Below are 21,751 nucleotides of genomic sequence, written 5' to 3' on the forward strand. Positions count from 1 at the left end.
AAGAATAATCAAAACTTTTTGCAAATAATTATTAATTGCAATACTTGACGGATCAGGATATGACCTCTTTCAAGGGTGAAAGGTCAGGCCGATCAATATCCAATTTCGGTCCGGCAGTTTTAAAACATGCGCGCAACTGGAAAGGCAAGCAGAGTGACTTACAACGTATCTGAAACCGGGACAATCCTGGATCAGGAAAGTACCGAGACTGAGGGAGTAAAACTCCCCAAACCCGTTTCTGAGCAGACCGTCACCAACATTCATCATTGGACGGACGAGCTTTTCTCCTTTCGCATCACCCGGCCACCTGAATTTCGCTTCCGCTCCGGTGAATTTGTGATGCTTGGCTTGATGGATGGTTCAAAGCCCCTGCTACGAGCTTACTCTATCGCCAGCCCTTCTTGGGATGAGGAACTGGATTTTTATTCCATCAAGGTCAAGGATGGCCCCCTCACCTCCCGCCTTCAGCATATTCAGAAGGGCGATAAGATCCTGCTGGGTCGCAAACCCACTGGCACTCTGGTTCTGGATGCCCTAATTCCTGGCAAACGGCTTTTTCTTTTCTCCACCGGCACCGGCATGGCGCCTTTTGCCAGTATCCTGAAAGAGCCTGAAACCTATGAAAAATTCGATGAAGTCATCGTCACTCATACCTGCCGTAATGTTGCCGATCTGGATTACAGCCGCAGCGTCGTTGAGAACCTGAGCGAGGATCCACTGGTTGGGGATGTGGCTCCGGGGCGTGTGAAATATTATGCAACCACAACACGCGAGGATTTCGCCTATAAGGGACGGATTACACATCTCATTGCGTCCGGTAAATTCTACGAGGATCTTGAAATACCTGCCCTTGACCCAAGAACAGATCGGGCCATGATTTGCGGATCGACCCCTATGATTGCAGATACCAAAGATATTCTGGAAGCCGCCGGACTTTCCGAAGGATCCAATGCAAAACCTGCAGAATTTGTGGTGGAAAAAGCGTTTGTCGCTTAAAGGCACTTTTGAGTTGGCGGCTTTATGATCAGACGGTCGCCAATGACACCCGTTTAAACAATCATGGCAATCGAACTGGCGCACTCACGCAGTAGCGCCAGTCTTTTCTTCTGCTGCTCCTCATCTGCAAACCGGGGGTTTGGCCCCACAATCCCAAGGGCACCAACCAGTTCCCCATCATTTTGTAAAACCGGCACCGCAAGAGACGACACGCCTTGCTCAAACTCATCACTGACAAACGCAAATCCTTGAAAAGCAGTTGTCTGCAGATCCGCTCTTAAATCCTCAATTTCTGTTTTTGTCGCGTTTGTATGCGCTTCTCTTGGTGCATGCGTTAAAAGATACTCCCGCTTACCTGGCGCGGAAAAAGCTACCAGCGTCCGGCCAATTGCTGTTGCGTTCAGCGGAAGTCGCGATCCAACCGTAAAGCCGATCGTGATCATTGTCGGATCCCCCGGTGAATGGGCCACATAAACCGCTTCCAACCCATCAATCATGGCAAACGACACGCTTTCCTTTAAGGCTTCGGAACAGGTGGTCAGGATCGGGGTCACATGCTTGCCAATATCCCTCCCTTGCAGGAAACCGCCCGCCAATCTCAAGATACGGGGGGTCAACCGATAGACCCGGTTCCGGCACTCCAGATAATTCAAATGCTCTAGCGTCAAAACAAGTCGGCGTGTGACTGTCCGGTTCAGATTCGTCTTTCGGGCAAGTGCGGGGATCGTCATTTCCCGATCAGTCGCATCAAAAGCCGCCAACACTTCAAGCCCCTTGGCAAATGTCAGCGATATATCCTTCGCATTTAAGTCTTCAGGCATGTCCTGCTATCCCTTGCCTTTCAGCTCTCAATCGAGGCGCACTCACCTGTCTGAGGAGGACTGAATTTCATAATCGATCCAACTCCACCCCTTGACTTTAGGTATCCGTCTCCCGTTAAATGGTGATCGATTATAAAACATATGATCGATAATCGATCAACTTAAAAATTGAGACCATCTTGAGCAGAGAGATAAAGGGCAGGACTTCAGGTTACCCCCTCCGCCCTTACTGAAGGACATGATGAGCAAAAGCACTGTAAAAATCGGCTTTCGTCAGCCGGATGGAGAGATCCAGGAAATCGACGCCCCAATCGGTCAATCCGTTATGCAGGCGGCTATCTTCAATAACGTTGACGGGATTGAAGCAGAATGCGGCGGCAGCTGCATGTGCGCGACCTGTCACATCTACCTGAGTGATGATCTGCAAGCCATCGCCGGTGAGGCTAACGAAGAAGAAAATGAAATGTTGGAGGAGACTGCAGCAGAACGCCGGCCCAGCAGCCGCCTCAGCTGCCAAATCACGGTTGTTGAGGATATGAACGGCAAGGTTTTTGACGTGCCAGACTGCCAATCATGAGCCGCGGGGTCGTCATCGTTGGGGCCTCTCACGCCGGGGTTCAGGTTGCCGCATCACTTAAAGATCTGGGATATGATCAGCCGATCACCTTGATCCACGGAGAATTGCCGACCCCCTATCAGCGCCCGCCCCTTTCCAAGGCCTTTCTGGCCGGGCAGACGGATGCAGATGGGCTGGTTCTTCGAAGTCCTTCTTATTATGGGGACAAGGCGATCACCCTGCTCAGCGGGGTGCGCGTGACTGCCATCTCGCCAGAAGACAAAACCTTATCCCTTGAAACTCTACCCGGTGCCCCTGCAGCGCAAAACGCGCCAACCACCCTTTCATACGATCACCTTGTGCTGGCAACAGGCGCAGATGCACGGACCTTACCTGTTCCGGGTGGTGATCTGCCTGGCGTTTTAAAACTGAGGGATATGGCGGAAGCAAACGCACTGAAGACAGCCTTGGCCGCCGCAGAAAGTCTTGCCATTGCGGGAGCCGGCTTCATTGGCCTTGAAGTGGCAGCGACGGCACGCAAACTGGGCAAAACCGTAACCGTTATCGAAGCCCAGGACCGCGTCCTTGCCCGTCTTTTCCCGCCGATCATGTCGGACTTCATAACCCGCCGCCATCAGGAGGCAGGAACCCGTTTCCGCTTTAACGCCACGATTGATCAGGTGATTGAAATGGAAAATGGGGGAAAACAGATTTCCCTCTCTGGCGGGGATCAGATAACAGCTGATCTGGTTGTTGTCGGGATCGGGGCCGAGGTGAATGATACCCTCGGACGGGCTGCTGGATTGAAATGCGGCAACGGTATCCTGGTAGATGAAACCTGCCTGACTTCAAATCCGGATATCTCTGCAGCCGGGGATTGCGCCGCCTGGAAGCTTTTGGGTTCCAGCCGCTATTCCCGCACCGAAAGTGTTCAAAACGCTGTTGATCAAGCCAAGATCATTGCAGCCCGCCTTACTGGCACTGAAATCCCGGTTCAGGTAGCGCCCTGGTTCTGGTCTGACCAGTTGGATATTAAGCTGCAAATGGTTGGTGATGCCCTGGAATTTGATGACATCGTCATTCGCGGCTCAATGGAAGAGGCCAAGTTCTCCCTCCTTTACTACCAGGGAGACGCATTAGTTCGGGTCGATAGTGTTAACCGGGCCATTGATCACATCGCAGCCCGCAAACTGGTGACCAATCGAACATCGGTGCCAAAGGATGCCACCGCCGATATCGGCGTTAAACTGAAAAATTTTGTTTGAACTCAATTGAAAAAGTCTGAAGCATAGAGTTTCTGGAGGAACAGAACCATGATGAGCCAAGAGAAAAACGATGAACTCACCCGGGTTGGCAAAGGAACACCCGGTGGTGAGCTGCTTCGTCAATACTGGATGCCAGCGGCTTTGAGCGAGGAGCTAAAGGGCGAACGTCCCGTTGTCCCGGTAAATCTGCTCGGTGAAAAACTGGCCCTTTATCGGAATGAAGAGGACAAGCTGGTTCTCATGGATCGTCACTGCCCGCACCGGGGCGCTGATTTGTGCTTTGGGCGCAAAGAAAATGGCGGCATTCGGTGCCCCTTTCATGGCTGGAAGTTCGATGAGACCGGTCAATGTGTGGAACAACCGGGCGAGCCTGAAGGCTCTCGCATGTTCGAGAAAATCAAGGTCAACTCCTATCCGGTAAAGGAAGTGAACGGGCTTATCTTTGCCTATTTGGGTTCCGGAGAGCCACCTGCCTTTCCAGATTTTGACTGCTTCCGCGCGCCGGCAACCCATGTTTTTGCCTTTAAGGGACTATGGGAATGTAACTGGCTGCAGGCATTGGAAGTTGGCATTGATCCGGCCCACGCATCCTTCCTTCATCGCTTTTTGCAAGATGAGGATCCAAAAGATAGCTACGGAAAACAATTTCGCGATACCGCTGCTGACACGGACATGCCCATGACCAAGGTCCTAAGGGAGTTTGATCAGCCAGAAATCATCGTCGAAGATACGGATTACGGGATGCGCCTGATTGCCCTTCGGGATTTGAAAAATGGCAGCAGCCATGTGCGCCTGACCAATCAGGTATTTCCCTGTGCCATTACCATTCCGATGTCGAACGAAATGAACATCACCCAGTGGCATGTTCCCGTGGATGATGAAAATTGTTATTGGGTTTCCATGTTCACCTCCTACACTGACCCAGTGGACAAGGAAAAAATGCGGGAACAACGTCTGAAAGAGCATACCCTGCCCGACTACGCCCCCATTCGGAACAAGCGCAATAACTATGGCTATAACCGCGAAGAACAGGAAACAGTAACCTGGACTGGCATGGGCTTGGACATCAACGTCCATGACCAATGGGCGTGCGAGTCCATGGGGGCCATTCAGGACCGGACAAATGAACATCTGGGCACCACCGACAAAGCGATCATGCAACACCGGCGGAAACTTCGCAAAGCCATGAAGGTTATTGCAGAGGGCGGAGATCGGAGCGAACTTCCGCTTCAGGTTTCGGATAATGAGGCAAAAACCATTCAAGGGCCCATTGCCGTAGATGCCATCGGTCCGACAGATGACTGGCAAAGCTGCTGGAAAGAGCGGGATGACGCTCGCCGCAAAGCTTGCAGCTGGGATGCTGAAATCAGTAACTAAAGCCCGGGAATGGCAGGTATCGCCTGCCAACCCATCAACAGGGGGTTATATAGAATGACAAAATCTTCCGGGAATATCAGGACTGACGGGTTCGCTCATCAGCATGGCCTCTGGTCGGATGAGCAGTTTGCTGCCGCTGAGAAACTCCTCAAGTCAGCAAAAGACAACAATCTTGAAGTGATCCGCGTATCCTTTCCTGACCAGCATGGGATTTTGCGGGGAAAAACCATCGTCATCAGCGGGTTAGAGGCCGCCCTTAAAAACGGCGTCACGATGACCTCAACCATGCTCCTCAAAGATACATCTCATCGGACTGTATTTCCGGTCTGGACAGATGATGCAGGTTTTGGCGCAGGCCAATTGACCGGGGCCAGCGATGTCCTGATGCTGCCCGATCCGACAACCTTCCGGATTCTGCCCTGGTCACCTCATACCGGTTGGATCATGGCTGATCTTCATATGGCGGATGGTGAACCTGTTCGCCTCTCAACCCGCTCGATCCTGAAGAAGGCACAAGCGCGCCTCAATAGCATGGGATATGATTTCATTGCCGGGCTGGAGGTTGAATTCCATGTCTTTAACATGGATGAAGTTCCCATGGATTTAAGCGACGCAGGACAACCTGGAACACCGCCTAAAACCAGCCTGATTTCTCAAGGTTATCAGTATCTTACAGAAGATCGTTACGATCAGATGGAAGATATTTTTGATCTTGTGAGGCGCAATGCCGAAGGCCTTGGTCTGCCTGTGCGCTCCCTTGAAGTGGAATTCGGCCCGAGCCAGTGCGAAGTGACGTTTGATCCGGCCCCGGCCCTGCAACAGGCAGACAATATGGTCACTTTCCGATCCATGGTGAAGCAGGTCTGCCATCGCAACGGGCTTCATGCCACCTTCATGTGCCGTCCCCGCTTTGCAGATAGCATGGCCAGCGGCTGGCACCTGCATCAATCGCTTGTCGATGTGAAAACCGGCGAGAATAAATTCATGCCCAACGAAGGCTCTGATATCTCCGAACTTGGGCTCAACTGGATTGCTGGCCTGCTTGCCCATGCGCGTGAAAGCTGTCTTCTTTCGACCCCCACAATCAATGGATATAAACGCTACCGGCCTTTCACTCTTGCGCCAGACAGGATCCAGTGGGGTCGTGACAATCGCGGGGCCATGATCCGCTGCCTTGCTCGGCCAGGTGATCAGGCAAGCCGAATTGAAAACCGAATTGGGGAGCCTGCTGCCAACCCTTATCTTTATCTCGCCTCTCAAATTTTAAGCGGGATGGATGGGATTGAGCAAAACCTGCAAGCACCGGCGCCGGTTACCAACCCCTATTCATCTGATGCGGAAACCCTGCCTGCCAGTCTGATCGATGCGCTGAACGCGTTCCGGGATGGAAATTTTTATGCCAATCAGCTGGGAGCTGATTTTGTCAGTTACCTTTCCACCTTAAAACAGGCAGAATGGACCCGCTATCTCACAACCGTTTCCGAATGGGAGGAACGGGAATATTTTTCACTCTTCTAGGGAGACTTAAATGCCCCATTTCGTAATCGAATATTCGCGGGAAGTCGAAAATCAGGCCGACATGGTCGACATTATGGATGTCACCTTTCAGGCAGGCCTGGATAGCGGCATCATGAATGCCAAGGATATCAAGGTGCGCGCCCGCCCCTATGACTTTTTCAAACTGGTTGAGGATGGGCAGACATTCCTGCATGTCACCGTTTTTCTGCTGGATGGTCGAACGGATGAAGTGAAAGAAAATCTCGCCCTTTTGCTGAGGGAACGGCTGGCGGAGAAACTCCCTTCGGTCAGCAGCGTCAGCATTGATATCTGCGACATGAACCGGACAGCATATAAAAAACGGGTCTTGGAGGGATAACGCCCTCTGTTACCACAGATACATGCTGGACTGGACCCCGAGTATGGAGAGGGAAATTGCCTCTGTCGCCGCCCGTCCCGCGGCGCCATAGCAAACCTGAAGTGGCAGCAGATGCTCTTCACGTGGATGGCAAAACCGGGCGTAGGGCGCTTCATCCCAATTGATCAGCCGATCCCGCCGTTCTGCCTCGCTCAATTCAGGACTTGTACAGGTCTCTTTGAGCCAGGCTTCGAAAGTCTGGTTCATGGTGGCAACCTCGCTGGTAGCCCCTGCCCCAAAAGCCCTCATATTATGAAAGGAAAAGCCCGATCCGATCACCAGCAGCCCTTCGGTTTCCAAACGTGCGATTGCCTGTCCCAGCCGGATATGATCTTCGGGGTCTAGGCTGGACAATTGGGACAGTTGCAGTACAGGGATATCCGCATCCGGATACATGATTTTGAGCGGGATAAACATCCCATGATCAAAACCGCGTTCTCTATCCTCGCCTACCGTAAAGCCCTCCTCTTCCAGGGCAGTCTTGAGTTCAGCCGCAAGAGCCGGGTTGCCCGCTGCGGGATATGTCAGCCTGTAGCTCTCCTCTGGAAAGCCGTAATAGTCATAGAAAAGATCAGGGTGTGGCGCGCTTAACAGAGTTGGGTTTTCCTCTTCCCAATGGGCGCTGACCACAAGAATGGCTTTGGGCTTTTCAAGTTTTCCCGCTATCTCTTGCAAGCAGGCGACCATTTCCTGATGGGATGGCTCTCCTAATACTGGCAAGGGGCCACCCCCATGCGAAAGATACAAAACCCTCATATCGCATTCCTCTTTACTGGCGCCCCATTTGCTCAACTTCAAACGGTACATGTTTTCGAAGGCCAGTTAAAGGGTCAGGATTACAAATACTTTTCTGGGGCAATAAAGTCACGCAAGGCCATTTGCCGGATACCAAACTCATGCAGATCCATAAGCGTAACACCTGTCAGATCGATTGAGCTCCAAACATTTGGTATTCCAACATTCCGTCGGCTTCTGCGGATTACTTGTTCTGCATGATGACTTGCCTCACTCAAGATAATTTTAGCAAGGCGTGAAATAGTCCCATGAGCTTGAGTGCTGGCATCAGTAACAGGTTGCGAATTCCAACTGGTTGCAACTGTTTGTCTGAATTCAGATAGATAAATCAAGAGTTGGTATAAATAATCCAAAGAGCAGGTCAAACGCGGATAATTGACCAAGCCCCCTAAGGCCTTCGAGTTCCCTTAGAACCCTGGTAATCTCGCTCTCAGATTAGTTGGATAGCGTTATCTGTGCCTGAGCCCTGCTTCTTAAATCGCTAAGCTCAATGATCTCCAGTTCAACTCTCCTGAGATCTGAGGAAATAAAAGAAAGGTCACCGATCCGCATAAAAGGATCATGCCTGGCGTCAGACATAAACAAGAAAAACAGACATTTAGGATCAAGCCGCATGAGTCTCTGGGCCCAGCTCGTCAAATTATCCAGGAGCGTCAGCGCGACCTTTCTTGTAAAGTCTTTTGCGGGTTGCGGACGGTTTACCAAATTTGCGCTATTGAGAATTTTTAACCCATCAAGAACGGGAAACCCGTTTGAAATCATCCTTGCAAACTGGAATTCAACACCGGGCATTGCCACAGTTCCCAGAGGTTGGGCTGCCACGTCCTCTGCAAACTCCTCAGAAAAATCCACAGCCAATGAGGTTGCATGTCCATATGCAGCGAGCATGAAATCGTTACTATTTGGGTTAAATAACTCAGGAGGGAGGACCCTTTGGCCATCGAGGTAGGTTTTTAACGCCTGACGCGACAGTTGGTATTGCTGTTCCGAAAGAAATATACTTTGCCAGTTTATTTGGTCGAACCAGGCTTGATCTCTAAATCTTGCAGCTTCTGACAGATTGACCATGTCCATATCCTTACTCAAAAGTCTGGATATGGCGTGACCTCCGTCAAATACAATCTTAAATTGTATTTAATATTATTATTCTACCAGAAATTTTTGAACTGCTATGACTTAGCCGCTAGCGGTGCTCAACTGGAAGACATTTACCGATGCCTCTTCTTCCGGCACAAAATCCGCATTCACAATATGCTCTATTTCAGCGTGCGGAACTGGTTTTCCGAAGAAATATCCTTGCGCTTCCTGACAGCCATACTGACGAAGAAAAGCCAGATCTTCATCATCCTCAACCCCTTCGGCGAGGGCTTTCATTTTCAAGCCGTGTGCTAGAACGATGGTGGCGCGCGCGATAGCGGAGGATTGCTCATTGGCAGAGACGCCACTAATGAAGGATCGATCGATCTTGATCTTGTCAAACGGGAAGGTTTGCAACATGGACAAAGAAGAATAGCCCGTACCGAAGTCATCCATGGCAATGGAAATGCCGAGCTGCTTCAACTGACGAACGATATTCAGCGTATGATGATGATCATCAATGATACTGGTTTCCGTAATTTCCAGCTCTAGCCGTTTGGCATCAAGACCCGTCCGGCCCAGAATGTCCAGAATTGTAATTGGTAACTCGTTTGAGGCCAGCTGTGCTGTTGCAACGTTCACAGCAATCTTATAGGGCCGTTTCCACTGGCTGGCGGCTTCACACGCTGTGCGCAGAACCCATTCACCAATTGGCACAATCAGACCTGTTTCCTCTGCAATCGGGATGAACTGATCCGGCGGTACCATGCCCCGTTCTGGATGATGCCAGCGGATCAGGACCTCAAAACCGATAAGGTTACCGGTCGGAACATCAATCTGTGGCTGGTAGAAAAGATCCAGTTCGTTCCGTTCAATCGCATACCGCAGATCCATTGAGAGAATGCTGCGAGAGCGATTATTTTCATCAATTGATGGATCATAGAAAACAATCTTCCGGGTTTTCGCCTGCTCCGCCCGACCAAGCGCCAGCTCAGCCTGAACCAAAAGATCCTGCGGCGTATGGTTGGACATCGGGTGAAGAGCAACCCCACAGCGGAAATCCACTGTAAACTCGCGGTCATTTGCAAAGTATGGACGCTTGAACTCTTCTTCCATACGGCTAACGAATTCCATCACCTGTTTTTTATTGCTGACCTTAGTCATGGCAATCAACAGGCTGTCTCCCCGGCCCTTGGCCAGGTAATATCCCTCGCCAGTGATGGTTGCAAGGCGGCTCGCCATGGTTTTTAAAACAGAGTCGCTTACGGCTTGACCATGAACATTGCGAATTTCCCAAAGTCCATCCAACTCGACCATCAACAAGGCCAGTTTCAAGCCATTTTCCTCAGCCAGCACCAGTTTGGAGCTTTGCGACTGCAGAAGGAAATCATAGCTTGGAAGGCCCGTCAGGCTGTCATGGTGGGACAGATGGTGAAAATATTCCTCATTTTCGGCTTTGGTCTTGTTATCCAGCATATTGATGGAAAAGCCAGAGCCCAGGACCAATGCCATCAAGCCAACGACACCAAATGCCAGTGTGATGTCAGAGAATGAACTCTGCGGCACAAAAATGGTTGGATCAGGGACAATCTGCATGGCACCCATGGCGGTGAAATGCATGGTGGCAATTGCCAGACTTAATGTAACCGGGCCGAAATACTTACAATAGCGGGTAACTGGCCGGGCAACCCGGTTGAAAGCAAGAGCGCCAAATCCCATACCCAAAATAACGGACCAGGCAACTAGCGTAGGGTCCCAGTTGATGGTCCCCGCAATAAGGTAGGCTTTCATCCCCAGATAATGCATGGAGATAATGCCAAGACCAACAACGGCGCCGCCAATTTCGATGAGAACGCTTTTGCGCGTCCATGAAGACAGCGCAAAACCAAACATACAAACAACAACGGAAAGAAACAGGGAGGCTGCCGTCAAAATCGGCTCATACCCGTGATAAAGCGGCGGATTGAAACCGATCATGGCAACAAAATGGGTTGTCCAGATGGTGCAGCCACCTGTCACGCCTGAAATAAAAATCCAGTGAAATTTTTTGGCGCCTTCGCTGAAGCGGGTCCGACTGTAAAGCCGCATGGTGACAGTGGAGCCGATCGCGCACACAAGAACTGCTAATGCTACGAAGTAATAGTTGTGCTCATTCGCCAGGCAAGAAAGAACTTCAATCATACTACACTCAAATCAACCACTCTGTTACTGCCTGGATCGGATTATCAAGTAATCACTCTCAAGCACATCACGCTTCTGAAATCGTCAGACATCCATCCGTCCAACCTATCCCAAAAGTGGTAAGCTAAAGGTTAAATAACGCAAAAAAATGTTGGCAAATTTTACGAATTACGCAACGAACGCGACTAAAAACGCAACGAAACAAAAACTGATCACGCAACAAATATTTACGGGGAACTCAACGAAATCAGAACTAATTACGCAACAAACTAGGCATACCGGTATGCAATAAACGCGAACTGATTAAGCAACTCTTTTACGCTACTGATTACTCAACTGAGGGGAGTTATAGCGGGGGTTTTGCCAAAAACTCGTAAAAATAAAAATACAATTTTAGGCAAATGTTTTCCGTCTCTCAAAAGCCTTGAATTCTGGGACTTTTAGCTTCGAAAAAAATTTGAAAAAATTTGAAAACAACTGCTTTTGTGATGCTGATCCTTGCCAAACAGGGCCGTTTTGACGTTCTATTAATGCGATTGGAGTGGAGGTTGGTGATGAAGATTCTGAAATCTCTGGTGATAGGGCTTGCCCTGATCCTCAGTGCCTGTTCTGGCATGAAGGAAACAGCTGAATTTGATCCAACGGCTCCGAATGCCCATCACACGCCGACGGGATTTCGGAACCTCTATGTAGATGACAGTCAAAAATCCGGTTTTTTTGATTTTTTATTTAAAGTTCGCTTTGCTGAAGATTGGCCCGATGAGGATCTCCTCAAAGAAAATCCACCCATCGCCCGGACCGAAGTTGACTTAAGCAAACTCAAAGATCCGCCGGCCGATCTCTTGCAGGTCACCTGGATTGGCCATTCTACTCTGCTTATTCAGTATGACGGCCTAAATGTCTTGACCGACCCCATGTTCTCGGACCGGGCATCACCTGTCTCCTTTGCCGGTCCGTTGCGCTATACGGATCCCGCCATCTCCATTGAGGACCTGCCGCCCATTGATGCGATTGTCATCAGCCACAACCATTATGACCATATGGATGAAGACACCATCGCTGCCATTGGCAATTCTGCGCATTGGCTGGTCCCGCTTGGTAATAAGGCTTTACTGGAAACCAATGGGGTCACCAATGTCACCGAACTGGACTGGTGGCAAAAAGCAACTCTTCGGGATGTGACCCTCACCCTTACTCCAACTCAACACTGGTCAGGCCGGGGCCTTTTCGACCGATTTGAAACTTTGTGGGGCTCCTGGGCCATCCAGTTTCCAAAGGCCGATGTCAATTTGTGGTTTGGCGGGGATACCGGGTATAACGATGTCCAGTTCAAGCAGATCGGGAACAGACTGGGCCCCTTTAACCTCTCCTTCATTCCAGTTGGCGCCTATGAGCCCCGTTGGTTCATGAAAAAATCCCATGTGAACCCGGCCGAAGCTGTCCAGATCCATCAGGATATTCGCTCCCAATCCTCTATCGGTATTCACTGGGGGACGTTTGTTCTGACAACTGAAAAAGTCACTGAGCCGCCTGTCGCCTTGAAGCAAGCTGTTAAGGAAGCCGGATTGCCAGAAGATGCATTTATTACCCTACCAATCGGGGGAATGAAGCAGCTCGACCCCATAGAAAACCCCAGAAATCCGCTTACAACGGCAAATAAATAGTATTTTATAACTTTTTTCTCATAAAAAGGTTGAATTGCAATTCCCCTCTCCCCATCTGCCTTGTTCTTGCAGGAAGTTGGGGGAGAAAACCTCCTGGGGAAACGCATCCAGAAAATCGAGGGGACCACTCCTCAAGCGGCAACTCTGTCCGTTGACCAAGCCAAGGAGCTATCGACCTTGGTGACCTCAAGGGACTGTGTTGGTCGTTTTCTGGTGGAATTGTTCTCTTCTCACACGTCTTTTGGCGATAAAAGAAGTGGACCCTACCAGCCGATCTTCAAAACAATCGCAATTGCAATACCAACGATATCGATCTATCGCCGGTGATGCAGACTTGTATGAACTCTTGAACAAAAATTGAGAAAAAGGTTCCCAACGGGAACCAAAGTAAGGGGCAAGTCCCCGCATCACCGGCATCTTAGCCATTATTGTGATGAAAAAATCTGAAATTTGCTGGACTGATATGCAATCCTCCAGCCTTAACCCTAAATCTGAACGCCCCTTGCCAAGCCATTCGCTTTGCGAGGTTTTTTAGGATGCTTCATCTTTGCGGTGACTTTGCTCCTGATAAATCTCCAGCCGTTTAAATGCCAGGGAGACATGTGTTCGATTGAGACTGGCAACCGTGTCCATATCCTCGACCTCCAGGGCTGCCAGGGTGTCAGCGATTTCCTTCTCAAAAATAGTCGCCTCTTCGATAACTTCTTCCAGGCAGGACAAGGCAGGCCACATCCGGTTTGTCTGATAAAAAAGTCGCTCCATCGTTTCCTTTAAGGCCGGATTACCCACCAGTTCCATCAGGCATTTAAAGAAATCAATATTAATCCGGGCAAACAGCCTTGCAGGCTCTGGTGCGTCCGCGACCTGACGGCAGCGCTCACTGAGATCCTGCATTCGTTTTAGCAAATCCGGAGAGGGTAAGATCGGATCCAGAACTGCAATAAGACTGCTAAGCTCTTTTCTGTACTGATATAACGCTTCGAGTTCAGTCATATCCAGTGAAGTCACAAATGTCCCCACTCCATGCTTGCTCTCCAGCAATCCTTCCACCTCAAGACGCATGAGGGCCGATCTCAGCGGTGTCCGACTAACCCCAAACTCGGCCGCCAGTTTTGATTCTGACAGGCGGGCGCCTGGCGCATAATCCAAAAGCGCAATTCGTTCTTTAATCGTCTCATAAATCGCAATTTGACGGTCATGGGACTTACTGCCAGCATGCAAATCTGTGTCCGCATCCGATTTTTTTAAATTTTTCAGCACCTTAGTCACTTTAATCTCTCAAGCAGAGGCAAAAAGCCTCCTGTTAGGTCAGGAATTCCATCCTAAAAAGCGGGTTCAATTTACCGCAAAAAAGCAGTTTTTTCCAAAGAGATATACAACAGCAGAATTTTTTGGTTGTATTTTACCAATTTTTAGCAGAAAAATCTTATAACGGATGCAAGTTGTACACAACTCGTATTTTATTTGATTTAAGAGGAAGAAATCATGAAGACCCCATCAAATGAGACAGCAAATCCAAATGCAATGACAAGTACCGGCCTTAATGGGGTCCTCCGCATTCCATCCCCAGTCACCTCTGTTTTCTGAGAAAGGGGCTCATATGAACGCACGCATTCGCTTTTCTAGTGAAGAATACACTGCCCGTAAAACCAAAACCCTGCACGCCATGCAGAAACAGGGGATTGACGTTCTGATCGTCACTGACCCATCCAATATGGCCTGGCTAACCGGGTATGACGGTTGGTCCTTTTATGTTCACCAATGCGTTATCCTGACCGAGGATGGCGAGGTCTATTGGTACGGACGGGGTATTGATGCCCCTGGGGCGCGCATGACCACCACCCTGCCGCCTGAAAACATCATCGCCTATCCAGACTTTTATGTTCAGAACCCGGATGCCCATCCGATGGATTACCTGTCCGGCATTCTGATTGAGAAAAGCTTCGCAAGCGCCAAGATCGGTGTCGAATCTGACAATTACTATTTTAGTGCACGGGCCATGCAATCCTTGCAGGAAAATTTGCCAAACGCTGAATTCATTGGGGCCACCAGCCTGGTGAACTGGCAACGGGCTGTCAAATCCCCGATGGAACTGGAATATATGAACCGCGCAGCGCGGGTGATCGAGAAAACCTATGAGCGGATCTTGGAAGTTGCCGAGCCGGGCATGCGGAAAAACGATCTGGTTGCGGAAATCTACCATGCCTCCATCAAGGGAACAGATGAGTTCTACGGTGATTATACTGCGATTGTCCCGCTGATCGGCAGTGGACCTGAGGCAGCCGCCAGCCATATGACATGGGACGATGGCCGATTAGAGCGTGACACCGGTGCGTTCATGGAAATTGCCGGGGCCTATCACCGCTATCACTGCCCTGTATCCCGCACGATTTATTTCGGGGAACCAACCGAACAATATCGCCGGGTTGAAGGGACCATTCAGGAATGCATCGAAAAAACCCTGGATTATTTCAAGCCAGGAAATACCTGCGGTGAGGTTGCCAACGTCTTTTACGAAAACCTGAAAAAGCACGGCTATGAGAAAGACAATCGCTGCGGCTATCCAATTGGCCTCAGCTACCCGCCGGATTGGGGTGAGCGGACCATGAGCCTTCGAGGTGAAGACAGAACAGTTCTTGAAGAAGGGATGACGTTCCATTTCATGCCGGGCCTCTGGTTTGAGGATTGGGGCTTTGAAATGACGGAAAGCCTGCAGGTGACGGCCAATGGCGGCGCCTGCCTTGCCAGTGTTCCACGCGAATTGTTCGTTAAACACTAAAAGTCAAAACATCTGACAGAAAAGCCCTCGGAAAATCCGGGGGCTTTTTTTTGGGCACAATCGCCCTGTGACAATTTGCCATCTGTGAAAAGCAAGGGCCGGTTATTACGTTTCGGTCATTGATTACAATCAAAGCCCCCATATACGTTAGAAGAGTATTCTGATGAATTTTGCTGTCTCAATTGCCGCTCGGTTCCCGGTCCTTGGCTGGTTTATCAAGGACGCCCAAAATGGTCCCGATATCAACAAGATCCTGTTTATCGTGAACTTTGTGCTGCTCTGGATCCTGGCAACTTACCTGTTTGGATATCCGGCCCTGATTATTACGGCTCTATCCCTTGTCCCTATCGTTTTCCTGGCACTGATCAGTGTTACAGCCCGCGATTGTTTCCCCCGCCAGCAGTCCTGAAGCTGGCAACTCCCTGAGAAGCCCCGCCCCTCCTAACGGGGCTTCTTTTTTGCCTTTTTGCCGGCGAATAAACCTCATTGATCTTCATCGATCTTCCAAGTGCTCGATTAAACAAAACATGCTATGGTTGGGATTAAATCACATTCAAAGCAATGGGCATTGATCTCCCGTCGGTGAAGGTCATCTGATGGATACACTCGACAAATTTCTTCCAAAATTCCTGCTTGCCGTTTCGGCAGGATTGCTCTGCTGGGGTCTATTGGGTCTTCTGGAATATGCAGCGCCGAGCCTGTCACTAGGGCTGCAAAACGAGAAATTTCCGTCTGGCCTACAGTTTTTGCATTTCTTGGGCATCCTGCTGACAGGGGTCATCTTCCTATTGGGGTATCTCAAGAGATGGCCTCACACGGTCTATGCCACAATCACCATGTATGCTGTTCTGGCAACACTCTGTTTTGTTGAAACAATCGACTTCGGGGCATTTGGCGGCGGATCAACTGGCGTTCTGATTATGCTCGTGGAGTTCAGCGTATATATCGGACTTTCGACCTATCTGCTGCGCTCCACCGCCATAAAAAGTCACTTTGGAATTTCTGCTCAGACTGGCAGACACTAAGAACCACCTCTCAAACTCTCACTTCCCAAAAGGCAGCGCGCCCTTCATCACTTCCTCGAAAAGGGGCATATCTACATTCCGGCCGGAGACAACCACCGCCACATTCTCACCGAGCTGCTCACTCAGCTCCCCCAGAAGAACTGAAACACCTACCGCTGCGGCGCCCTCCGCCACGATCCCTTCCTTGCGATAAAGATGGCGCATTCCGTCTGCAATTTGCCCTTCATCCAGCAGGATGACATCGTCGATCAGCTCTTGGGCAATATCGAAGGTGAACTGGTTTTTAAGCCCAATACCACCGCCCAGGGAATCCGCGAGCGAAGGCTCCTCCGTCACTTCAACCGGATAACCTCGCTGCAGGCTTTCCTTCATTGCCGCCCCTCGCTGCATCGAAACACCGATCACCTTGATGTCAAAACAAACCGATTTAATGGCAAGGGCAATTCCGGCAATCAGCCCGCCGCCGGACAAGGGCACCAGCACCGTATCCACCTCCGGCCAATCTTCAACAATTTCCAGACCAATTGTCCCCTGGCCGGTAATGACATCCTGATGATCAAAAGGCGGAATTTCAATCATCCCTTCTTCTGCAACCAGCCGGTTTACCTCCAGTTGAGCATCATCCTGGCTTTGACCGACGATCCGAACCTCTGCTCCCAAATCCCGAATGGCAGCGACCTTGTTTTCCGGGACCAGCTCTGACATACAGACGGTTGTTCGAACTCCACGGGCCTTTGCCGCATAGGTCAGCGCCCGTCCATGATTACCCGTCGACGCACAGACGACCCCCCTTTTCGCCCCCTCAGCAGTTAAATTGGCGATAGCGTTTGTTGCCCCGCGAATTTTGAAGGAGCCGGTGGGTTGAAGCGTTTCCAGTTTCAGGCGAACTGCACGGGTTTCCGTCGACAGACTGGTCGAAGGCATCAGACTTGTTCGGATGGCAACTTCGCCTACCGATTGCCTCGCTTTCAGCACAGATTGAAGCGATAACATGAAAACTCCTTCTGTTGTGTACATCATTTTCGAAAATGAGCAGTTGACCTACCATATAATTCCGAATACTGGATAATTTACGCCTATTTGTATACATCATAAGAAATTGACAGCTCAATGACGAATACAGCGCTTGAAAAAAGAAGTAAGATCAGCACCCAGATTGATCTTGATAAGGATGGGGTTCAGCATGGTCATCTGATCATTCCCCATTCCCGAAACGACAGCCCCTGGGGCTCTCTGCTTATGCCTCTTTCGGTCTTCAAAAACGGTGAGGGCCCGACCGTCCTGCTCACGGGTGGCAACCATGGCGATGAATATGAAGGTCCGATTGCGCTGATCAAATTGATCCAGTCACTTGAGATTGACAAAGTGAAGGGGCGCGTCATCATCCTGCCGGCCTTGAACTATCCGGCTGTGAAGGCAGGCACCCGCCTCTCCCCTTTGGATGGAGGGAACATGAACCGGTCATTCCCTGGGGATGCAGACGGCACCATCACCCAGATGATTGCCGATTTTGTTCAGCGGTTTATCCTCACCCGTGTTGATGCGGTCGTTGATATTCATGCCGGCGGCAAAATCATGAGCTTTCTGCCAACCGCTGTTATTCATAACCTGCCAGACCCTGATCATATGGAGCGTACTTTGGCCGCTGCGAGAGCATTTGGGGCGCCCAACTGCCTCGTGCTGGAAGAACTGGATGCAGCGGGTATGCTGGATACAGCGGTTGAAGAAATGGGTAAGATATTTATATCCACGGAATTAGGGGGCGGCGGCAGCAACCGTCCCGAAACTGTCCGCATCGCAGAAACCGGTATCCATGATGTTCTGGTGCATCTGGGCATTCTGGATGAGGCACCTAAAGGTCCCGGCAAAACACGGTTCCTGGGAACCCCAGCAGAAGCCTTTGTAATTGCGGATAAAACCGGTCTGTTTGAGTTCACCGCTGAGCTCGGTGAGAGAGTTGAAAAAGGCCATATTGTGGCTCGTATTTATGATCTGGATAACCCGACGGCAGCGCCAGCTGAGTACCGTGCGCCGTGTGATGGCATTGTCATTCACCGGCACCTTATGGGACAGATTAACCGGGGCGACTGCCTGGCTGTGATGGGACAGGAAACTGACAACTTCAGCTAACCTGTGAAGGAGGACGCATGTCAAATCCTGTCAAAATCCTAACCGAGAAAGACTTGAGAGAGTTTGTCGAGCTCGATCAGACTGCCCTTGATACGGTGGAACAGGCTTTTGGACTGCTCGCTGATGGCAAGGTTGTCATGCCACCGGTTCTCTCCATGGATCTGCCGGCTCAAAATGGGGAAGTCGATATAAAGACCGCCTATATTGAAGGGTTTGAAGGTTTTGCCATCAAGGTCAGTCCCGGTTTTTTCAACAATCCAAGCCTCGGACTTGCCAGCCTTAACGGCTTGATGATGGTTCTGGATGCCAAAACCGGACTTGCAAGGGCGGTTTTATTGGATAATGGGTATCTGACAAATGTTCGAACAGCCGCCGCAGGCGGAGTTGCCGCCCGTCACCTCGCCCCAAAGACTGTGAAGGTCGCAACGGTTATGGGCACAGGTGTTCAGGCGGAGCTGCAACTGAAAGCCGCTTACCTCGCCCGCCCTTTTGAAAAGGCATATGTCTGGGGTCGGAATGAAGAAAAGACCAAGGAACTGGCCAACCGGTTATCCGCTGACATAAAGATCCCGGTCATGGCTGCGGCAGAGCCTGAGGATGCCATATCTCAAAGCCAACTGGTGATTACCACCACGCCAGCAGAGACGCCAATTTTCAAATCAAACTGGCTTCATCCGGGGCTGCATATCACCGCAATGGGATCCGATCAGGCCGGCAAGAATGAAATTGAGGCGAGCGCCCTTGGCAAGGCTGATCTATATGTGGCGGACCGGGTCAGTCAGTGCGAGTTGATGGGAGAACTTCGATCTGCGCTTAAAGCTGGGGTAATCTCAAAAGACGGTATTCCGGAACTCGGCCAGATCATTCAGAAATCACATCCGGGCCGAACAGATGACAGCCAGATCACCATTTGCGATCTAACCGGCACGGGCGCGCAGGATACGGCGATTGCCAGTTATGCCTTGACGGCAGCCGCCCGGCTTGGCAAAGGTCAAAGCATTGATGCAACAGGGGGATAGAATACGTGCTTAAGCTTGATGATCGGGATTTGAAAATCCTGTCTATCCTGCAGCGGGAGGGGCGGATCACGAAGGCCGCCCTTGCCGAAAAGATTGCCCTCTCTCCCACCCCCTGTTGGGAGCGCCTCAAACGGCTCGAAAAAGAAGGTATAATTGAAGGCTATGGCGCATTCGTCAAAATGAATGCCTTTGGCCCCTTATCAGTCATTTTCATGCAGGCTGAGCTGGATAGCCATAAGGCCGAAGATTTTGAAATCTTTGAAGAAGCCGTTCAGCAGATCCCGGAAATTGTTGAATGCTGGGCGGTTGGCGGCGGCGTTGATTATTTCCTCAAAATCGCCACCAAGGATGTGGATACCTATCAGAGACTGGTAGATCGGATGCTCAATGACAAAATCGGGCTTCGGCGCTACTACACCTATGTGGTAACCAAACCAGTCAAAATCTCTCCCTTCCCCCCCATTCCGAGCGAGCTTCCCTAAGCGCTGCAGAAGAATGGTCTGTTTAGAGTGCCAATATCGATAGTTTGGTCTGCAAACAGGGTTCAGTTCAAAAGCACATTCTTCACAAGGATCGTTACTCTCAATCTCAACACACGGGATTATTGGGAGATACTCCATGTCACAAGTCTATGCAGAAAAACTGACACCATCCGATCCACTGGATTTGGCTGATCCATCCCTCTTCAAGGGGTTTTCCTACGTTGGTGGGGAATGGACCAACTCAACGAGTGGTGCTGTACTGGACGTTACGGATCCAGCTACCGGACAAGTTTTGGGGGTAGTCCCGTCTTTAAGCGCTGGCGATGCGCAAAAAGCGGTGAGCGCTGCAGAAGCGGCATTTGATGATTGGGCCGCTTCCCTGCCACAGGAGCGGGCGGTTTTTCTGAGAAGATGGTTTGATCTGATGAGAGCCCATAAGGAGGATCTCGCCCTTATTATGACCCGTGAACAGGGAAAGCCACTTTCCGAATGCCGCGGGGAAATCGACTATGCGGCTGATTTTATCGAATTTTATGCCGAAGAAGCCAAGCGCCCCAATATTGAAAGCGTTACCTCTCATCTGAAAGGCGCTGAAATTGAACTCTGGCGGGAACCTGCCGGTATTGCGGCCCTTGTCACCCCGTGGAACTTCCCAAGCGCCATGATCACCCGAAAAGCCGCCGCGGCCCTTGCTGCCGGCTGTCCGGTTGTTGTTCATCCCTCCAAGGAAACACCCTATTCTGCCCTCGCCCTTGCTGAGCTTGCGGAACGGGCAGGCTTTCCGCCGGGTGTCTTTAACGTAGTCACCGGAGAGGCCCCGGAGATTGTCAAAGCCTGGACAGATGATCCGCGCGTTCGTGTTCTCTCCTTCACCGGCTCAACCGAGATCGGACGCCTGCTGTATCGGCTGTCAGCGAACACGGTCAAAAAACTGGTCATGGAATTGGGCGGGCATGCGCCGTTCATCGTTTATGAGGATGCGGATCTGGACCTTGCCGTGAAATGCGCCATCTCTGCCAAGTTTGCAACTTCCGGCCAGGATTGCCTCGCCGCCAACCGGTTTTTCGTGGCTGAGCCGTTATATGCAGCTTTTTGCGAAGCCTTCACCGAAGCCACCCGTGCCCTGACAATCGGTCCTGGCATTGAAGACAGGGATATCGGCCCCCTGATGAATGAAAAGGCAATCCAGAAACAGGAAGAGCATGTGGAGGATGCCCTATTCAAGGGAGCACGCCTTCTGCTTGGGGGTAAGCGCCATTTTCTGGGTCCGCTCTATTATGAGCCAACAGTGCTCGCCAATGTGCCCGATCATGCTAGGATCCTGCACGAAGAAACCTTTGGCCCTGTTGCCGCCATTACGTCCTTCGATCCGGAGCGTGACGACATCATCGCCAAGGCGAACGAAACCGAATACGGCCTGATCGCCTATGTGCATACCAAAAATGCCCGTCGCATTTACCGGGCAACGCGGGATTTGCAGTTTGGCATGGTCGCCGTCAACCGCACCAAGGTGACTGGCGCCCCGATCCCCTTTGGCGGCGTGAAGCAGTCCGGCATGGGCCGTGAAGGCGCCCGTCAGGGCATGGAAGAATTTACAGAGATTAAGTATGTTTGCCGCGACTACGACGTGATGTGAGTAGGCCCCAGACAGCACTATTAAAAGAAAGGA

At 50.8% G+C, this 21,751-nt stretch carries 21 protein-coding genes; 14 read left to right on the forward strand and 7 right to left on the reverse strand.

Annotated elements, in window-relative coordinates:
- Positions 1-153 precede the first annotated feature (153 nt).
- Positions 154-996: a ferredoxin--NADP reductase gene (locus tag HH301_RS12935; protein ID WP_338091378.1), complete on the forward strand. Its 843-nt coding sequence runs from the start codon at positions 154-156 to the stop codon at positions 994-996.
- Positions 997-1,049: 53 nt separating this feature from the next.
- On the opposite strand, the gene HH301_RS12940 is transcribed toward HH301_RS12935, so the two are convergent.
- Positions 1,050-1,817 (reverse strand): IclR family transcriptional regulator, encoded by a 768-nt coding sequence (locus HH301_RS12940; protein ID WP_169569310.1) that lies wholly within the window; start codon positions 1,815-1,817, stop codon positions 1,050-1,052.
- A 241-nt stretch (positions 1,818-2,058) separates the two neighbouring features.
- Here HH301_RS12940 and HH301_RS12945 point away from each other — a divergent pair, with 241 nt between their 5' ends.
- From HH301_RS12945 to HH301_RS12965, 5 genes are read left to right on the forward strand one after another with little or no spacing between them, the layout of a single operon-like run.
- On the forward strand, positions 2,059-2,394 hold the full coding sequence (locus HH301_RS12945) for a 2Fe-2S iron-sulfur cluster-binding family protein (RefSeq protein ID WP_169569311.1): 336 nt from the start codon (positions 2,059-2,061) through the stop codon (positions 2,392-2,394).
- Positions 2,391-3,638, forward strand: a complete 1,248-nt coding sequence (locus tag HH301_RS12950) for an NAD(P)/FAD-dependent oxidoreductase (protein WP_169569312.1) — start codon at positions 2,391-2,393, stop codon at positions 3,636-3,638. The genes HH301_RS12945 and HH301_RS12950 overlap by 4 nt, the downstream gene beginning before the upstream one ends.
- 48 nt (positions 3,639-3,686) lie before the next feature.
- Positions 3,687-5,015: a Rieske 2Fe-2S domain-containing protein gene (locus HH301_RS12955; RefSeq protein WP_169569313.1), complete on the forward strand. Its 1,329-nt coding sequence runs from the start codon at positions 3,687-3,689 to the stop codon at positions 5,013-5,015.
- A gap of 54 nt (positions 5,016-5,069) precedes the next feature.
- Positions 5,070-6,533, forward strand: a complete 1,464-nt coding sequence (locus HH301_RS12960) for a glutamine synthetase family protein (protein ID WP_169569314.1) — start codon at positions 5,070-5,072, stop codon at positions 6,531-6,533.
- Between the two features lie 10 nt (positions 6,534-6,543).
- Positions 6,544-6,891: a 5-carboxymethyl-2-hydroxymuconate Delta-isomerase gene (locus tag HH301_RS12965; RefSeq protein ID WP_169569315.1), complete on the forward strand. Its 348-nt coding sequence runs from the start codon at positions 6,544-6,546 to the stop codon at positions 6,889-6,891.
- Between the two features lie 9 nt (positions 6,892-6,900).
- Here HH301_RS12965 and HH301_RS12970 read toward each other — a convergent pair whose 3' ends face one another.
- From HH301_RS12970 to HH301_RS12985, 4 genes are all read right to left on the reverse strand, one after another.
- Positions 6,901-7,650 (reverse strand): DODA-type extradiol aromatic ring-opening family dioxygenase, encoded by a 750-nt coding sequence (locus HH301_RS12970; protein ID WP_206378299.1) that lies wholly within the window; start codon positions 7,648-7,650, stop codon positions 6,901-6,903.
- Positions 7,651-7,766: 116 nt separating this feature from the next.
- The gene (locus tag HH301_RS12975) at positions 7,767-8,108 is read right to left on the reverse strand and encodes a hypothetical protein (RefSeq protein WP_169569317.1); all 342 of its coding nucleotides are present in this window, start codon (positions 8,106-8,108) and stop codon (positions 7,767-7,769) included.
- Between the two features lie 52 nt (positions 8,109-8,160).
- Positions 8,161-8,793, reverse strand: coding sequence for a hypothetical protein (locus HH301_RS12980; RefSeq protein ID WP_169569318.1), 633 nt, complete (start codon positions 8,791-8,793; stop codon positions 8,161-8,163).
- A 108-nt stretch (positions 8,794-8,901) separates the two neighbouring features.
- Positions 8,902-10,983 carry a bifunctional diguanylate cyclase/phosphodiesterase gene (locus HH301_RS12985; protein ID WP_169569319.1) on the reverse strand — a complete coding sequence of 694 codons (2,082 nt, stop codon included), beginning with the start codon at positions 10,981-10,983 and terminating at the stop codon, positions 8,902-8,904.
- Between the two features lie 554 nt (positions 10,984-11,537).
- On the opposite strand from HH301_RS12985, the gene HH301_RS12990 reads away from it, so the two are divergent.
- Positions 11,538-12,647, forward strand: a complete 1,110-nt coding sequence (locus tag HH301_RS12990; RefSeq protein ID WP_169569320.1) for an MBL fold metallo-hydrolase — start codon at positions 11,538-11,540, stop codon at positions 12,645-12,647.
- Between the two features lie 531 nt (positions 12,648-13,178).
- Here HH301_RS12990 and HH301_RS12995 read toward each other — a convergent pair.
- Positions 13,179-13,907, reverse strand: a complete 729-nt coding sequence (locus tag HH301_RS12995; protein WP_169569321.1) for a GntR family transcriptional regulator — start codon at positions 13,905-13,907, stop codon at positions 13,179-13,181.
- A gap of 340 nt (positions 13,908-14,247) precedes the next feature.
- On the opposite strand from HH301_RS12995, the gene HH301_RS13000 reads away from it, so the two are divergent.
- The 3 genes from HH301_RS13000 to HH301_RS13010 all read left to right on the forward strand — a co-directional run bounded on the left by HH301_RS13000 (position 14,248) and on the right by HH301_RS13010 (position 16,451).
- Positions 14,248-15,426, forward strand: a complete 1,179-nt coding sequence (locus HH301_RS13000; RefSeq protein ID WP_169569322.1) for a M24 family metallopeptidase — start codon at positions 14,248-14,250, stop codon at positions 15,424-15,426.
- A 163-nt stretch (positions 15,427-15,589) separates the two neighbouring features.
- Positions 15,590-15,835 carry a hypothetical protein gene (locus HH301_RS13005; protein ID WP_169569323.1) on the forward strand — a complete coding sequence of 82 codons (246 nt, stop codon included), beginning with the start codon at positions 15,590-15,592 and terminating at the stop codon, positions 15,833-15,835.
- 187 nt (positions 15,836-16,022) lie between these two features.
- Entirely contained in the window at positions 16,023-16,451 is a 429-nt protein-coding gene (locus tag HH301_RS13010; RefSeq protein ID WP_169569324.1) for a hypothetical protein, read from the forward strand.
- Between the two features lie 18 nt (positions 16,452-16,469).
- Here the strand turns inward: HH301_RS13010 and eutB are convergent, their stop codons facing one another.
- On the reverse strand, positions 16,470-17,444 hold the full coding sequence (gene eutB, locus HH301_RS13015; protein ID WP_169569325.1) for a hydroxyectoine utilization dehydratase EutB: 975 nt from the start codon (positions 17,442-17,444) through the stop codon (positions 16,470-16,472).
- Between the two features lie 117 nt (positions 17,445-17,561).
- Here eutB and doeB point away from each other — a divergent pair, with 117 nt between their 5' ends.
- The 4 genes from doeB to HH301_RS13035 all read left to right on the forward strand — a co-directional run bounded on the left by doeB (position 17,562) and on the right by HH301_RS13035 (position 21,718).
- Positions 17,562-18,581 (forward strand): N(2)-acetyl-L-2,4-diaminobutanoate deacetylase DoeB, encoded by a 1,020-nt coding sequence (gene doeB, locus HH301_RS13020; protein ID WP_169569326.1) that lies wholly within the window; start codon positions 17,562-17,564, stop codon positions 18,579-18,581.
- A gap of 17 nt (positions 18,582-18,598) precedes the next feature.
- Positions 18,599-19,600 carry a cyclodeaminase gene (locus tag HH301_RS13025; protein WP_169569327.1) on the forward strand — a complete coding sequence of 334 codons (1,002 nt, stop codon included), beginning with the start codon at positions 18,599-18,601 and terminating at the stop codon, positions 19,598-19,600.
- A 5-nt stretch (positions 19,601-19,605) separates the two neighbouring features.
- Positions 19,606-20,082, forward strand: coding sequence for a winged helix-turn-helix transcriptional regulator (locus tag HH301_RS17905; protein WP_169569328.1), 477 nt, complete (start codon positions 19,606-19,608; stop codon positions 20,080-20,082).
- 136 nt (positions 20,083-20,218) lie between these two features.
- On the forward strand, positions 20,219-21,718 hold the full coding sequence (locus HH301_RS13035) for an NAD-dependent succinate-semialdehyde dehydrogenase (protein WP_169569329.1): 1,500 nt from the start codon (positions 20,219-20,221) through the stop codon (positions 21,716-21,718).
- The last annotated feature ends 33 nt before the right edge of the window (positions 21,719-21,751 follow it).

Source organism: Sneathiella limimaris, assembly GCF_012932565.1.
Classification (GTDB): Bacteria; Pseudomonadota; Alphaproteobacteria; order Sneathiellales; family Sneathiellaceae; genus Sneathiella; species Sneathiella limimaris.